Source organism: Bradyrhizobium tropiciagri (assembly GCF_018130545.1).
GTDB classification, from domain to species: domain Bacteria; phylum Pseudomonadota; class Alphaproteobacteria; order Rhizobiales; family Xanthobacteraceae; genus Bradyrhizobium; species Bradyrhizobium tropiciagri_A.
In genome coordinates, this window is record NZ_JAFCKF010000001.1 from 835,806 (window position 1) to 850,825 (window position 15,020).

Annotated in this window: 12 protein-coding genes; 9 read left to right on the forward strand and 3 right to left on the reverse strand. The window is 64.8% G+C overall.

Annotated features, from left to right (window positions below; translation table 11 throughout):
* Window positions 1-31 precede the first annotated feature (31 nt).
* From JQ616_RS04095 to JQ616_RS04110, 4 genes are all read left to right on the forward strand, one after another.
* On the forward strand, window positions 32-976 hold the full coding sequence (locus tag JQ616_RS04095) for a DUF1259 domain-containing protein (RefSeq protein ID WP_212012404.1): 945 nt from the start codon (window positions 32-34) through the stop codon (window positions 974-976).
* A gap of 61 nt (window positions 977-1,037) precedes the next feature.
* Window positions 1,038-2,216 carry a chromate efflux transporter gene (gene chrA / locus JQ616_RS04100; protein ID WP_212012406.1) on the forward strand — a complete coding sequence of 393 codons (1,179 nt, stop codon included), beginning with the start codon at window positions 1,038-1,040 and terminating at the stop codon, window positions 2,214-2,216.
* A 109-nt stretch (window positions 2,217-2,325) separates the two neighbouring features.
* Entirely contained in the window at window positions 2,326-3,300 is a 975-nt protein-coding gene (locus JQ616_RS04105; protein ID WP_212012408.1) for a magnesium transporter CorA family protein, read from the forward strand.
* A gap of 130 nt (window positions 3,301-3,430) precedes the next feature.
* Complete coding sequence (locus JQ616_RS04110; RefSeq protein WP_212012410.1) at window positions 3,431-4,147, forward strand: dihydrofolate reductase family protein; 717 nt, start codon at window positions 3,431-3,433, stop codon at window positions 4,145-4,147.
* A 109-nt stretch (window positions 4,148-4,256) separates the two neighbouring features.
* Here JQ616_RS04110 and JQ616_RS04115 read toward each other — a convergent pair whose 3' ends face one another.
* Together JQ616_RS04115 and JQ616_RS04120 are read right to left on the reverse strand one after the other, a co-directional pair.
* Window positions 4,257-5,075 (reverse strand): outer membrane protein, encoded by an 819-nt coding sequence (locus JQ616_RS04115; RefSeq protein WP_212012411.1) that lies wholly within the window; start codon window positions 5,073-5,075, stop codon window positions 4,257-4,259.
* A gap of 173 nt (window positions 5,076-5,248) precedes the next feature.
* Entirely contained in the window at window positions 5,249-5,974 is a 726-nt protein-coding gene (locus JQ616_RS04120) for a TetR/AcrR family transcriptional regulator (protein WP_212012412.1), read from the reverse strand.
* Between the two features lie 202 nt (window positions 5,975-6,176).
* On the opposite strand from JQ616_RS04120, the gene JQ616_RS04125 reads away from it, so the two are divergent.
* Both JQ616_RS04125 and JQ616_RS04130 read left to right on the forward strand, forming a co-directional pair.
* The gene (locus JQ616_RS04125) at window positions 6,177-7,415 is read left to right on the forward strand and encodes an HlyD family secretion protein (RefSeq protein WP_433995944.1); all 1,239 of its coding nucleotides are present in this window, start codon (window positions 6,177-6,179) and stop codon (window positions 7,413-7,415) included.
* A gap of 15 nt (window positions 7,416-7,430) precedes the next feature.
* Window positions 7,431-9,032 carry a DHA2 family efflux MFS transporter permease subunit gene (locus JQ616_RS04130; protein ID WP_212012413.1) on the forward strand — a complete coding sequence of 534 codons (1,602 nt, stop codon included), beginning with the start codon at window positions 7,431-7,433 and terminating at the stop codon, window positions 9,030-9,032.
* Window positions 9,033-9,112: 80 nt separating this feature from the next.
* On the opposite strand, the gene JQ616_RS04135 is transcribed toward JQ616_RS04130, so the two are convergent.
* A complete protein-coding gene (locus JQ616_RS04135) occupies window positions 9,113-10,006 on the reverse strand; it encodes a LysR family transcriptional regulator (protein WP_249136375.1) in 894 nt (297 codons plus the stop codon).
* Between the two features lie 86 nt (window positions 10,007-10,092).
* Here JQ616_RS04135 and JQ616_RS04140 point away from each other — a divergent pair, with 86 nt between their 5' ends.
* The 3 genes from JQ616_RS04140 to JQ616_RS04150 are packed head-to-tail and all read left to right on the forward strand — an operon-like array spanning window position 10,093 to window position 15,001.
* Window positions 10,093-10,689 (forward strand): hypothetical protein, encoded by a 597-nt coding sequence (locus JQ616_RS04140; protein ID WP_249136376.1) that lies wholly within the window; start codon window positions 10,093-10,095, stop codon window positions 10,687-10,689.
* The gene (locus tag JQ616_RS04145; protein WP_212012415.1) at window positions 10,686-11,885 is read left to right on the forward strand and encodes an efflux RND transporter periplasmic adaptor subunit; all 1,200 of its coding nucleotides are present in this window, start codon (window positions 10,686-10,688) and stop codon (window positions 11,883-11,885) included. The genes JQ616_RS04140 and JQ616_RS04145 overlap by 4 nt, the downstream gene beginning before the upstream one ends.
* On the forward strand, window positions 11,882-15,001 hold the full coding sequence (locus tag JQ616_RS04150; protein WP_212012416.1) for an efflux RND transporter permease subunit: 3,120 nt from the start codon (window positions 11,882-11,884) through the stop codon (window positions 14,999-15,001). Before JQ616_RS04145 ends, JQ616_RS04150 begins: the two co-directional genes overlap by 4 nt.
* Window positions 15,002-15,020 lie beyond the last annotated feature (19 nt).

Consider the following 15,020-nt stretch of genomic DNA (forward strand, 5'->3'; position numbering starts at 1 on the left):
GCATCAAATGCACGTTCAAGGGAGCAATCCAATGCGAAACACGATTTCAGCGCTGATCGGCATCGGCGCATGCTGCTTCGCCACAGCCGGAAGCGCGCAAAAGATCGACTGGCAAGTGTTCGCCGAACCGTTCATCTCGTCGGCTCATGCGCAGAGCATCGACTGGCAGAAGGTCGATGACACGCTGGGCCGGAAGCCGGCCATCTCAGGCGATGTGCATCGCTATGGCTTCCCGCGGACCGATCTCACGGTGACGCTCGACGGCGTCGCCATCAAGCCGGCGCTGGCGCTGGGCGGCTGGGTCGCGTTCAAGCCCATGCACGATGGCGTCATGGCGATGGGCGACCTAGTGCTGCTCGAATCCGAGATCAACCCCGTCATGCTGAAGATGATCGGAAGCGGCCTGCAGATCACAGCCGTGCACAACCATTTACTCGGCGCGACCCCGGCCACCTTCTACATGCACATCGCCGGCCACGGCGACCCTGTCAAGATCGCCACCGCGATCCGGGATGGACTTGCCGAAAGCAAGACGCCGCTGAAGGCCGCAGCACCGGCATCGCCGCCGCCAGCGGTCGATCTCGACACCGCCCAGCTCGACCAGATCATCGGCATCAAGGGCCAGGCCAATGGCGGCGTCTACCAGTTCAACGTGCCACGTCGCGATCCGGTCACCGAGGAAGGCATGGCCTTAAGCCCGGTCGGCCCGATGGGTGTCGCGATCGGCATCAACTTCCAGCCGACCGGTGGCGGCAAGGCCGCCATTACCGGCGACTTCGTGCTCACCAACGACGAAGTGAATCCGGTGATCATGGCGCTGCGAACCCACGGCATCGATGTCACCGCGCTGCACAGCCACATGCTGGATGAACAGCCGCGCCTGTTCTTCATGCATTTCTGGGCCAATGACGACGCCATCAAGCTCGCCAAGGGCCTGCGCGCCGCCCTCGACAAGACGGCGAGCACGAAGAGCTGAGCGGAAAGACGCAGACGAGGAATACGGCGATGCTCTCGAAACCACGCGGAGCTTTTTGGCGATGACACCGACAGATCCGCAACGCAGCCATTTGGCAGAACTGGCGCGCTATTTCCTGCGGCTCGGCTTTCTCGGCTTCGGCGGTCCGGTTGCGCTGGTCGGGCAGATGGAGCGGGAACTGGTCGACGGCAAGAAGTGGCTGACCAAGGAGGAGATGAAGGAATCGATTGCCATCTGCCAATCGCTGCCGGGGCCGCTGGCGATCCAGGTCGGCATCTATGTGGCCTGGCTGCGCGGCGGCTTCTGGGGCGCCTGGGTCGGCGGATGGTGCTTCATCCTGCCCAACTTCGTCATCGTGGCGTCGCTCGGCGCCCTCTATGTCTATCTCGGCGATCTGCAGCCGGTCACCGCGATCTTCTACGGCGTCAGCCCCGCGGTGATCGCGCTCATCCTTCACTCCTGCTACCGGCTCGCCAAGCTCGGCATGGAAGACTGGTTGCAATGGGCGATCGCGACCGTTTGCCTGGCCGTCACTGTCATCCTCCAAGCCGAGGTCGCAGTGCTGTTCATTGGCGCAGGGATCGTGGGCATCCTCTATTACGGCAAGCTGTTCAAACGCTCGCCTGCGATCCTGCCGGGAATTGCCGTCGTGCCGGCCGCCGCAGGTCCGATCGCGCCGGCCGCAAGCGGATCCACACTCTCGAAGCTGCTGCTGTTCTTCCTCAAGGCCGGCTCGCTGACTTTCGGCAGCGGCCTCGTCATCGTGCCGTTCCTCGAGCAAGGGCTCGTGCAGCAATATGGCTGGCTCGATGAGCGGCAATTCCTCATCGCGGTCGCCATCGGCATGATCAGCCCGGGACCGGTGGTGATTACCGCGACCTTCGTCGGCTACCTCGTAGCGGGATTCTGGGGCTCTCTCGTCTCCACGATCGGCATCTTCCTGCCATCATTCCTGCTGGTGCTGATCGTTGCCCCACTGCTCGCACGGCATCGCGGAAACCCGAACGTTCAGGGCTTTGTGAAGGGCTCTTATGCTGCAGCGATCGGCACTATCCTCGGCGCGTGCATTCTGCTCGGCAAGATCGCCATCGGCGACTGGCTGACGGCGCTGGTCGGCGTGATCTCGCTGGCCATCCTGTTTCGCTGGAAGGTCAGCAATCCGCTGTTGATCGCTGCGACGGCTGTCGTCGGACTGATTGCGTATCCATGGCTGCAACCGACCTGGGTGATGGTTCACTAGCCGGACGCACTTGCCCGCACCGGCGCACGGACATTGGGCAAGATGCATGGAACCGGTTTGCGACCCCCGCTATTGTCGTGGCCGCAAGTCCCCATGCATGGAGCCGTAAGTGCTGAAACTGTACAGGTCGGTGAGCTCTGATTGGCAGAGCATCGGCACTGAGCTGCCGTCCGACGTCATCTGGATCGATCTGCTCGATCCCACCGCGGATGAAAAGCAGTTCGTCGAGCGCATGCTCGACATTCGCGTACCCACTGAACAATCATTGGGCCAGATCGAGGCGTCCAGCCGCCTCGTCACCGATCATGACCGGCTCTATCTGAGCTCGCCGGCGGTGCGGCTCGACGCCAACAACGAGGCCGAGATCACCAATATCGGCTTCGTGATCGGCCCCAAGGTACTGGTCACGGTGCGGTTTGCGCAGATGACCACCTTCGACGAGGTGATGAAACGGATCGGCACCGACAAGGGCCTGCAAAACGGCATGTGCGTGTTCACGGCGCTGCTCGAAGCCATGGTCGATCGCGGCGCCGACGTGCTGGAGCAGCTTGGCGCCAAGACCGACCGGCTGTCGCGCGGCGTGTTCAAGGGCGGGCTGGTGCGCAGCAAGCGACCGGTGCGCTCCAGCCGCCGGCTGCGCGAGGCGCTGGAGAATGTCGGCGAGCTGGCCGATCGCCTCGCCAAGGCACGCGACGTGCTGCTCGGGGTCGGCCGGGTCGCGAGCTTCGCCGACGACGTCGGCAATGAATGGATCACCGCGGCATCGAAGCGCCGGCTCGAGGCCGTCTCCAAGGATGTGGCTTCGCTGGGTGACTACGAGACAAGGCTGTCGGACAAGATCCAGCTGTTGCTGGACGCGGTGCTCGGCTTCATCAACATCCAGCAGAACGACCTGTTCAAGATCCTGACCATCGTATCCGTAGTCGGCGTTCCCCCGACCATCCTGGTCGGGGTCTGGGGCATGAATTTCAAGGTGATGCCGGAATTGGGCTGGACCTTCGGTTATCCGATGGCCTGCGCCGCGATCATCGCCAGCGGCATCCTGCCGATACTCTGGTTCAAGCAGCGCGGCTGGTTTGATTAGGCGGACAAGCGAAGTTGAACCGCCGCTGCGTTGTCGACGTTGAGAACGTGCCCGCGGCTCTCTAAATCAGGAAGTGCCCTACTCGCCCCCTGCGGCGCGATCATCCCACATTCCACCGAGAGTTCTGCTCATGCGCCCCCACATCATCTGCCACATGGGCACGTCGATCGACGGCCGGCTTCATCCCAGCCGCTTCACCAAGGCCGCCGCCGGTATCCCGGCCGACGTGCTGCGCTCCCACTACGAACGGATCCATGACGGCTTCAATGCCGATGGCTGGATCATCGGCCGCGTCACCATGAACGAGATGGCCAAGGGCACCGAGCGACACATCGCCAACGCGCCGAAGCTGCCGCGCGAGCCGCATCTCGGCAACCGCGATGGCCGCAAACTTGCCGTTGGCATCGACCCGTGGGGCCGCGTGCATTTCGGCAAGGACAATGTCGGCGGCGATCACGCCGTCGCGGTGCTCGGCGAGCAGGTCCCGGATAGCCATCTCGCCGAGCTGCGCGAGGACGGCGCGTCCTACATCTTCGCCGGCTCCAAGGGCGACGACCTGCCAAGCGCGGTGGCGCAGCTGGCCGCACTGTTCGGCGCCAAGACGCTGCTGCTCGAAGGCGGCGGCGGCATCAATGGCGCCTTCCTGAAGCACGGGCTGATCGACGAATTCAGCACACTGATCCATCCCGCAGTCGACGGCGTCGCGGGATCGCAGTGCATCGTCGACTATCACGGCCCTGAGGGTGACCGGCCCGGCGCCGGGCAGTCGTTGCGGCTGACGCATTGCGAGACGCTGGAAGGCGGCATGGTCTGGTTGCGTCACGCCGTGGAGCGCGCGCCGGGCTGAATGCGCCCCGGTGAGCGACGCAAAGCGCGACCAACCAGACTCGCCATGCGCGGCTTGATGCCGGGCATGACGGGACGGCGCGTTGCTCCAGTGTCAGAACTTGCCGGTGTCAGAACTTATAGCTCAACGCGGCGCGGGCAACGCTGAACGTGTTCTCGCGGCTGGCGTTGTAGCGGATCTGGCTCTGCACTGGATCGGTGCCCTGGAAGGTAGCAGTGGCGCCGCTTGTGCCGAGATCGACGTAGAGATATTCGCCGCGCAGCGTCCAGTTGTTGGTGAAGGCATATTCGACGCCGCCGCCGGCGGTCCAACCGACGCGGACGTCGGAATTGTCGCCAAGCCACAGCCGCGACAGGCCGGTGGAAAACGCGGACGAATCGGCGATGTTGGTCTTCACCTCGCCATAGGCCAGACCGCCGGTCGCATAGATCAGCAGGCGCTCGGTCGGCACAAAGCCGATGCGGCCTCGCACGGTGCCGAACCAGTCGACCTTGCTGGTGTTCTGAAGATTGAAGCTTCCCGTCACGCCGCCCGGGAAAGCAGCGGTGGTGCTGCCATTCCTGGAAGACCTCAGGTCGACATAGTTGAAATCGGCTTCGACGCCGAGGACGACCCTGTCGACCTGGTAATTGTATCCGACCAATCCGCCCGCGGTGACACCGGCCTGGTTGCTGTTCGAAACGGGCACACGGACGATATTGGCCGGCGGGATGATCGACGCGACATTGCTGCTCGTCGTGATATTCCCGCCGTCATACCAGGCGCCGCCGGCATTGACGCCGGCGTAGAAGCCGGACCAGTTGAACGCAGGGGCCATCAATGGCGGAGCCTTGGTCCAGCTGCGCTCCGACAGGTCAGCGGCTGATACCGCGCTTGCAAATCCCACAAATGAAATCAGGCCAGCCCCAACGATTGCAAATCTACGCATTCCCATTTCCATTCCATTGCACCCGGCGAAACCGCCTAACTTAAGGTTGTGTCACGAACGGAAGGCATGCGACAGCATGCCTCATTCGAATTTGATTCTTTTCTGAGTTCTGTGGCCAAGTTGCAACGGCCCGTGCGCGCAACTCATCGCGCGAACTTACTGGAGCAACCGGATCAATCGGTGCCGAAGCGGTATCCGGCTCTGCACCCGGCGACGAAGAACGCGACGCCGCGTGCCACATGCGCGTCGATCTCAGGATCGAGCGCCGTCAGGTCGACTTCGTACAGAGCCCGCATCAGCATCGGCACCGCGATGATGTCGAGGAACAGGCGCGCCGTGATCGGCAGTTGCTCCGGCGCGAAGGCCGGCAATTTGCCGAGCTCGTCGGATTGCGTCAGGTCGCGCAGCAGGTGAATGCCGAGCTCGGTGGCGAGTGCGCGCGCCCTGCGGTTGACGGTGGCGGCGAGATCCGGAAAGCGGTGCGCCTCCGCGATAGCAAGCCGCATCAGGCCGATCCGGTCGGCGTCGAGGCCCCAATGCAGCAGGGTCGAGGCAACGCTGGTGAGGCGCTCCTCCACCGTTGCACCGAGCGGCGCGTCCGCCTTGAACTCCGCGATCCGCGCCAGGATGTCCCGCGTCACCACCTCGGTGAACAGCGCCCGCTTGTCCTGGAAGCGCGCATATATCGTGCGCTTGCCGGAGCGCGCGACGTCCGCGATCTCGTCGATGCTGGCGCCCTCGAACCCACGCTGCAGAAAGACCTTGCGCGCCGCATCGAGGATGCGGGCGTCGACCTCGCCGGCGAGCTCCTTCGGCGGCCGGCCGGCACGGACCTCGATCGGCCTGGTCACCGTCCTGGTCTTGGCCGCGCGCGGCGTCTTCAGGGTGCTGGTGGTCATCGTCTTGACCCGGGTTCCATGGGCCGGTCGGGCCGGTAACACCAAGCAATATAGGCCTATCACATCTAGTTGTAAATAGAACGGTACAGTTCCGTTCCTATTGACGCTGCACTGCAACGAGACTAAGTGTCGCACAGAACGGAACGGTATCGTTCCCTTCTGCGAAGGCCGTGCAGACCTCGCTCAACTGCGGGAGCAGCCAATGTTCGAAGACACTGTTTTGGAGCGCGACCAACCAGGGCACGAGCGTATCGAGGGCTCGCCCTCGCACGAGCTCGACAGCCCGGAGTTCACCGCGAAGGCTCCTGCGCAGGAGCGCCCGGTGGCCAAGGAGCCCGCCCCGCCAGCAACGATCCCGCCGGAGGCCACGCCGAAGAAGCGCGGCTTCCTGCGCCGCCGTCCGATCGTCTCCGCTGTTGGCGCCGTGCTGCTCGCCGCCACGCTCGGCGGCGGCTATCTCTACATGGACTACACCGAGCATTTCGAATCCACCGACGACGCCTTCATCGCGGCGCGGCAGTCCGCGCTGGCGCCGAAGGTGTCCGGCTACATCACGGCCGTGCCGGTCACCGACAACCAGCATGTCGCGGCCGGCGACGTGATCGCCCGGCTCGACGACCGCGACTATCGCGTCGCGCTGGCGCAGGCCGAGGCGCAGGTCGCCGCTGCACAGGCCAGCATCGAGAATGTCGACGCGCAGCTCGACGTGCAGCAGGCGCAGATCGCGGCCAACCAGGCCCAGGTCGACCAGGCCCAGGCGGCGCTGACCTTCGCCCAGCAGCAGGCGACGCGCTACCAGCATCTGGAGCAGACCGGCTACGGCACGGTGCAGAATTCCGAGCAGTACACCTCGCAACTGCATCAGCAGCAGGCGTCGCTCTTGAGCGCGCAGGCAACGCTGAACCTCGCGCAGCGCCAGGTGGAATCGCTGAAGGCGCAGCGCAAGAGCGCGGTCGCCAACCTCGCCCAGGCCGAGGCGCAGCGCGACCAAGCCAAGCTCAATCTGTCCTACACCACGGTCACCGCCGCGCAGCCGGGCCGCGTCGTCAATCTGTCGGCGGCCGTCGGCCAGTTCGCGCAGGCCGGCACCAACCTCACGATGTTCGTGCCCGACCAGACCTGGGTCACCGCGAACTTCAAGGAGATCCAGCTCGACAAGATGCGCCCGGGCGAGAAGGTGACGCTGAAGATCGATGCCTATCCGGGCCGCACCATACAGGGCCATGTCGAGAGCGTGCAGCCCGGCTCCGGCACCGCGTTCTCGCTGCTGCCGGCGCAGAACGCCACCGGCAACTACGTCAAGATCGTGCAGCGCGTGCCGGTGAAGGTCGTGATGGACAATCCGCCGACCGATGTCGCGCTCGGACCGGGCATGTCCGTGGTGCCGACGGTGCGGATCAATCCTGCGCCGTCACTGCTCGAGCGGCTTGGAAAGCTCTGATTCCGGGAGGCTGTCATGAGTGCAGCAGCAATCGATGCCAAAAGCCTCCCTGTTCCGAACGTTGCCGTCAATCCCTGGCTGATCGCCATCGTGGTCGCGCTCGCGAGCTTCATGGAGGTGCTCGACACCACCATCGCCAACGTCGCGCTGCCCTATATCGCCGGCGGCATGGGCGTCAGCGAGGACGAAGCCTCCTGGGTGGTCACCTCCTATCTGGTGTCCAACGCCATCATCCTGACCGCCTCGAGCTTTCTCGCCAAGATGCTGGGACGGAAGACGTTCTTCCTGATCTGCCTCGGCATCTTCACCGTCAGCTCGATCCTGTGCGGCTTCGCGCCCAATCTGAACGCGCTGCTGCTGTTTCGTATCTTGCAGGGTCTCGGTGGCGGCGGCATGGTGCCGGTGGCACAGTCGATCCTGGCGGATGCGTTCCCGCCGGCCAAGCGCGGGCAGGCGTTTGCGGTGTTCGGCATCGCCGTGGTGGTGGCGCCGGTGGTCGGCCCGACGCTCGGCGGCTGGCTCTCCGACAATCTGTCCTGGCACTGGTGCTTCCTGATCAACGCGCCGGTCGGCCTGTTCGCGACTGTCGCGATCGCCACCGTGCTGCGCGAGCCGGCGAAGGCCGAAGACCAGAACAGGGACCAGAAGCAGAACAACTCGTTCGACGTCATCGGCTTCGCGCTGGTGGCGACCTTCCTCGGCGCGCTCGAGGTGACGCTTGACCGCGGCCTCGAGGACGACTGGTTCGGATCGTCCTTCATCATCATCTCAGCGGCGATCTGCGCGATCGCATTCGTGCTGATGATCCCGTGGGAGATGACCCGTCGCAATCCGATGATCGATTTGCGGATGGTTGCGACCCGGCAGTTCGGTGCGAGTTTCCTCGTGATGCTGGCGACCGGCGCCATCCTGCTCGCGACCACCCAGTTCCTGCCGCAGCTGGTGCAGCAGGATTTCGGCTATACCGCGACCTGGGCTGGCCTCGTGCTGTCACCCGGCGGCGTGGTCACCATGCTGATGATGTTCGTGGTCGGCCGGCTCGCCGCCAAGGTGCAGCCGAAATATCTGATCATCGTCGGCGCGCTGGTGATCGCGGCCTCGATGTTCAGCATGACCAACGTGTACGGCGATCTCGGCTTCTGGTACATGGCGCGCTCGCGCATGCTGATCGGCGTCGGCCTGCCGCTGATCTTCATTCCGATCATGACGGCGTCCTATGATGGTATTCCCGCAGGAAAGACCGACCAGGCCTCGGCACTGATCAACGCCGCGCGCAACACCGGCGGCTCAATCGGCGTCTCGCTGGTCTCCAACGTGCTGACGCACCGTGAGCAGTTCCATCAGAGCCGGCTGGTCGAGCAGGTGACGCCGTCGAGCCCGCAATACCAGGACACGCTGCACCAGGTCACCGACTACTTCGTCGCCCAGGGCAATGCGCTGGCGCAGGCGCACCAACAGGCGATCCAGTGGATCGGTCAGCAGGTGCAGATCCAGGCCTCGTTCCTGTCCTACATGGATGCGTTCTGGGTACTGATGCTGATCGCGCTCTCGGCGATCCCGCTGGCACTGACCCTGCGCAAGGTCAAGCTCGGCGGCCCCGCTCCTGTCGGGCATTGACGACTTATAGAGATCAACTGCACTACGCCCACGCCGGAGATCGAGCGTGGGCGTATCGCTTTGGATCGTCTCGATAGAGTTCAAATGCCGCTGGTCGCGGCAATGATCGTCTCGCGCAGCCAGCGGTGCGCCGGCAGATCGTCGAAGCGGCGGTGCCAGCTCATCACGCATTGCAGCTTCGATGCGTCGAACGGCAGGTCCCGCATCTCGATCGGATAGGCACGGCGGAATTCGAGCGCGAGCTTGCGCCCGAGGATCGCAACCATGTTCGATTGCACCAGGACGGCGCCGGCGGACAGATACGGCACGTCGGAGGCGATGGTGCGCTCGGCCTTGCGCGCCCGCAGCCAGGCGTCGATGAAATCCAGATCCTCGCCGCTGGAGGTGATCGCAAGATGCGGCAACTCGACCAGCGTCTCGCCGGTCAGCTTTTTGCGCAGGGCCGGATGACCGGCGCGGAGCACCGCGACGAAGCGGTCCTCGATCAACCGACGGGATGCGAAGCGCTCGCCGTCCAGTGCGCGCGCCGAGATCGCAAGATCGAGCTCGCTGCGGTCGAGCCGGTCGGCGAGATTGAGCGTCCCGCTCGGCACCAGCGTCAGCCGCACCTTGGGCGCCTGCGCGCGCACCGCCGCGATGATCGAGCCGGCCACCACCACCGCGGCGTAATTGTTGACCGCAATGCTGAAGCGCCGTTCTGCCTGCGCCGGATCGAACCGATCACCCTCGACCGCGAGTTGCAGCTCGCTGAGCGCCTTGCGGACCGGCAGCGCCAGCGCTTCCGCCCGCGGCGTCGGCAGCATGCCGGACGGCGTGCGGACGAACAGCTGGTCTTTCAGCGCGTGACGCAGCCGGTTCAGCGCGTGGCTCACGGCCGGCTGGCTGATCGCGAGCGTGCCGGCCGCGCGCACCACGCTGCGCTCTCGCATGACGGCGTCGAACACCAGCAGCAGATTGAGGTCGAGATTGCGCATCCGCATGCTCGCACCATGCACGATATGAATTGACGGATAAAGACAATTCATTTGAATAATATCGGGCCTGGGCCCAGCTTCCGGGCATGCCTGAGAGCCCGCACAGCGCCATCGCAACGCCGCCCCTCCGCGCCGCCACAGGCGTGTTGGTCGGCGTCCTCGTCGCCCCCGATGCCGCCGACATCGCCATGCCGGAAGCCTTTGCACGCTGGCGGCGGCTCACGCCGCTCGCGACGTGGCAGCCGATCGCGCTTCACGAAACTAGCTACGCTGACATCCTGAACGGCGTTGCGAGGGCGCTCGATCGCACCGGCATGGCCCCGCGGCAGCTCGTCCTGCTCGGCGAAGGACCGGTCGCGCGGCGCATGCTCGAGCTGGCGCTGCGCGGCGAATTGCCCTGCGGCGGCATTGTCGCAATCGACGTCGGCTCCGACGCACTGCCGTTTCCCGTGGTGCCGACCGTGACCGCCATCCGGCTCATCGTTCATCGCAACGACAATGCGCCGCAAGGCAGCCTGATCGGCGCGTTGCGCGCCGCCGATCTCGACGCGCGCATCATCAATCTCGACCTGACAGCGGGCCGCGGAGCTGAAGCGGCCGCGGCGAGCGCAACTGAAACCTTTGTCCTGGAGCTGGTTGCAACGATCGGTCGCCGGACAACAGATGGAGCTGGTGAGCCATGACATCGAAGCCTTTCAAGATCGCATGCGCGGGCCTGGTGGCCGCCGCCGCAATCGGCGCCGGCGCCTATGCCGTGTATCGGCCGGACGGCGCGACGCATGCGGCTCCGCAGGTGGCCGAGGCGAAGACCACCCCGTCCGCCGTGCCGGTGACGGCGGCGAAGGTCCTGCAACATGATGTGCCGATCGTGCTCGAAGGCCTCGGCACAGTGACGCCGATCAATACAGCCACCATCCGCACCCAGGTGCAGGGCACGCTCGACAGCGTCGATTTCGTCGAGGGCAAGCAGGTGAAGCGCGGCGATGTGCTCGCCAGGATTGATCCGCGGGTCTACGAGGCCCAGGTCGATCAGGCCGAGGCCGCGCTGGCGCGCGACGAAGCGAGCCTGAAGAACGCCAGGACCAATCTGGCGCGAACCCAGCCGCTGGCCAATCGCGGTTTCGCCACCCAGCAATTGCTCGATACCCAGGATTCGCAGGTCGCGCAGAGCGAGGGCACCGTCGCGCTCGACAAGGCGGCATTGGAAGCGGCACAGACCCAGCTGAGCTACGCCACGGTCACGGCGCCATTCGACGGCGTCACCGGCATCCGCCGCGTCGATCCCGGCAACATCGTGCACCCGGCCGACATCAACGGACTCGTGGTCCTTACCCAGCTGCAACCGATCGCGGTGATCTTCACGCTGCCGTCCGGCGAGATCCCCGGCGTGCGGCAGGCGCTGGCATCCGGCGACGCATCGGTCGACGTCTACGACGCCCAGAACAAGCGCAAGCTCGACCACGGCAGCCTGATGCTGATCAACAACCAGGTCGATAGCTCGACGGGCACCGTGCAGTTGAAGGCGTCGTTTCCCAATGCCGGCGACACGCTGTGGCCCGGCACCTTCGTCAACGTCCATCTGACGATCGCGGTTCGCCACAACGCGCTCACGGTGCCGCTGACTGCGGTGCGCCAGGGTCCTGACGGGGCGTTCGCCTATACGATCGGCCCCAACAATGTCGTCAGCATCCGCAATGTCACCACCGGGCAATCGCGCAACGGGCAGGTCCTGATCGAGCAAGGCCTCGCGGCCAACGAGACCGTCGTCACCGCGGGGCAGTACCGGCTCAATCCGGGGACCACGGTCGAGATCGTGCCCGACGACAAGAAAGACCAGGTCCAGGACGCAACCACCGCAAGCGCAGGTATGCTGCCATGAACGTCTCCGCAGGTTTCATCCGCAAGCCCGTCGCTACCGCATTCCTGGCCGTCGCCATCGTGCTGGTCGGCATGATCGCCTTCGTGCGGCTGCCGGTCTCGGCGCTGCCGACGGTGGATACCCCGACCATCCAGGTCACCGCGCAATTGCCCGGCGCCGACCCACAGACCATGGCATCATCGGTCGCGACCCCGCTGGAGCGGCAATTCGGGCAGCTCGCGGGCCTGACCGGCATGAGCTCGAGCAGCGGACTGGGCAACACCCAGATCACGCTGCAATTTGCGCTGAACCGCAGCGTCGATGCGGCGGCGCAGGACGTGCAGACCGCGATCGATGCGGCATCGGGGCAATTGCCCAAGACCATGCCGTCGCCGCCGACCTTCCACAAGGTCAATCCGGCCGACGTGCCGGTGCTGCTGATCGCGCTGATGTCGGACACCGAGCCGCTGACCAAGGTCGACGACTATGCCGACAGCATCCTGGCGCAGAAATTGTCTCAGGTGCCGGGCGTCTCGCTCGTCACCATCGGCGGCATGCAGAAGCCGTCGATCCGGGTGCAGGTCAATCCGGTCAAGCTCGCCGCCGCAGGGATCGATCTCGAGCAATTGCGCACCACGCTCGGCAACATCACGGTGAACCAGCCCAAGGGCGTGCTGTACGGCAGCCAGCAGGCCTATACGCTCGCCACCAACGACCAGGTGCTGACCGCGAGCAAGTATGACGATCTGATCATCGCTTATCGCAACGGCGCGCCGGTGCGCCTGCGCGACATCGGGCATGCCATCGTCGCGGCCGAGGACGTCACGCTGCATGGCTGGTACAACGACAAACCCGCCGTCATCCTCGCGATCCAGCGCCAGCCCGGCGCCAACGTGATCAGCACGGTCGACGGCATCAAGAAGCTGCTGCCGCAGCTGGTGTCGAGCCTGCCGTCCGACATCAAGGTTCAGATCGCCTCCGACCGCACGCAGACCATCCGCGCCAGCGTCGCCGACGTTCAGCTCACTTTGGTGCTGACCATCGCGCTGGTGGTCGGGGTGATCTTCTTGTTCCTTCGGAATCTGTGGGCGACCATCATCCCCGCGGTGTCGGTCCCGATCTCACTGATCGGCACCTTCGGCGTGATGTACCTGCTCAACTACAGCCTCGACAATCTGTCGCTGATGGGCCTGTCGATCGCGGTCGGCTTCGTCGTCGACGATGCCATCGTGATGATCGAGAACATCTCTCGGCATATCGAGGAAGGCCTCTCTCCGATGCAGGCCGCGCTGAAGGGCGCGGGCGAGATCGGTTTCACGATCATTTCGATCTCGGTCTCGCTGATCGCGGTGTTCATTCCGCTGCTGCTGATGGGCGGAGTGATCGGCCGCATGTTCCAGGAATTCGCCGTCACGGTGTGCGTTTCCATCGTGGTGTCGGTGATCGTCTCGGTGACGTTGACGCCGATGATGTGCGCCTATCTGCTGTCGCCACACCAGGGCGCTGAGGCCGGGATCATCTCGCGCACGCTCGAGCGCGGCTTCGTCGCGATTCAGACCGCCTACGAGGCCGTACTCGCCGTAGCGTTACGCTACAAGGCGATGACCCTGTCGATCATGCTGGCAAGCGTCGCGGTGACCGGCCTGCTGTTCGTGGGCATTCCCAAGGGCTTCTTCCCGCAGCAGGACACCGGCATGATCACCGGCATCACGGAAGCCTCGGCCGACATCTCACCGGCGCAGATGGCGACCCTGCAACGCAGCGTCATCGATATCATCGCCAAGAACCCAGCCGTCGCCAATGCGACCGGCTATATCGGACCGGGCGGCCCGACCGTGACCGAGAACAACGGCCGCCTGTTCGTGCTGTTGAAGCCGCGCAACGAGCGCAACGCGTCGGCCGATCAGGTGATCCGCCAGCTCGACACCGCGCTGCAGAAGATCAAGGGCATGTCGGTGTTCATGCAGGCGACGCAAGACATCAATCTCGCCAGCCGCCTGTCCAAGACGCAGTACCAGTTCACCCTCACCGACGTGAACCAGGACGAACTCAATCTGTGGGCCGGCAAGCTGTATCAGAAGCTGAAGACATTGCCGGAACTGGCCGACGTCGCGACCGACCAGGCCAATGCCGCGCGTCAGCTCAAGCTGCAGATCGACCGCGACGCGGCCTCCCGCCTCGGCATCGATCCGGCCGCGGTTGACAACACGCTCTATGACTCATTCGGCCAGCGTCATGTCGCTCAGCTGTTCACGACGCTCAACACCTATTACGTGATCCTGGAGGTCGACCCGTCGTTCCAGCTCGGCCCCTACGCGCTCAACCGCATCTATGTCCGCTCGTCCGCGGGAACGATGGTGCCCTTGAGCCAGATCGCGAGCATCGACTACGGCACGGCGCCGCTCTCCGTGAACCACCAGAGCCAGTTTCCGTCAGTGACGCTGAGCTTCAACCTGGCGCCGGGCACGGCGGTCGGGACCGCGGTCGCGGCGGTCCAGAAGGCGACCGCCGATCTGTACGTGCCTTCGACCGTGGTCACCAGCTTCCAGGGCAACGCTCAAGCGTTCCAGGCCGCGCTCGCGTCGACGCCGATCCTGATCCTGGCCGCGGTGGTAGCCGTCTATCTGATCCTCGGCATGCTCTATGAGAGCACGGTCCATCCGGTCACGATCCTCTCGACCCTGCCGTCCGCCGGGCTCGGCGCACTGCTCGCGCTGTGGGCGTTCGGCTTCGGGCTCGACGTGATCGGGCTGATCGGCATCATCCTGCTGATCGGCATCGTGCAGAAGAACGGCATCATGCTGATCGATTTCGCGCTGCAGGCCGAGCGCCACCAGCATCTCTCCGCAGAGCAGTCGATCTATCAGGCCTGTCGCGCCCGCTTCCGCCCGATCCTGATGACGACGATGTGCGCGATGCTCGGCGGCGTTCCGCTGATGATCGGCACCGGCACCGGCTCGGAATTGCGCCAGCCGCTCGGCTTCGCGATTGTCGGCGGACTGATCGTCTCGCAGCTGATGACGCTGTTCACGACGCCGGTCGTCTACATCTATCTCGACAGGATCAGCCGGTCGTTGGCTAATTTGCGCAGAGGTGCGCGGAAGGGCACGCCACACGAAGCCGAGGCGGCCTCGTGACCCACTCCTGTGCCGCAAA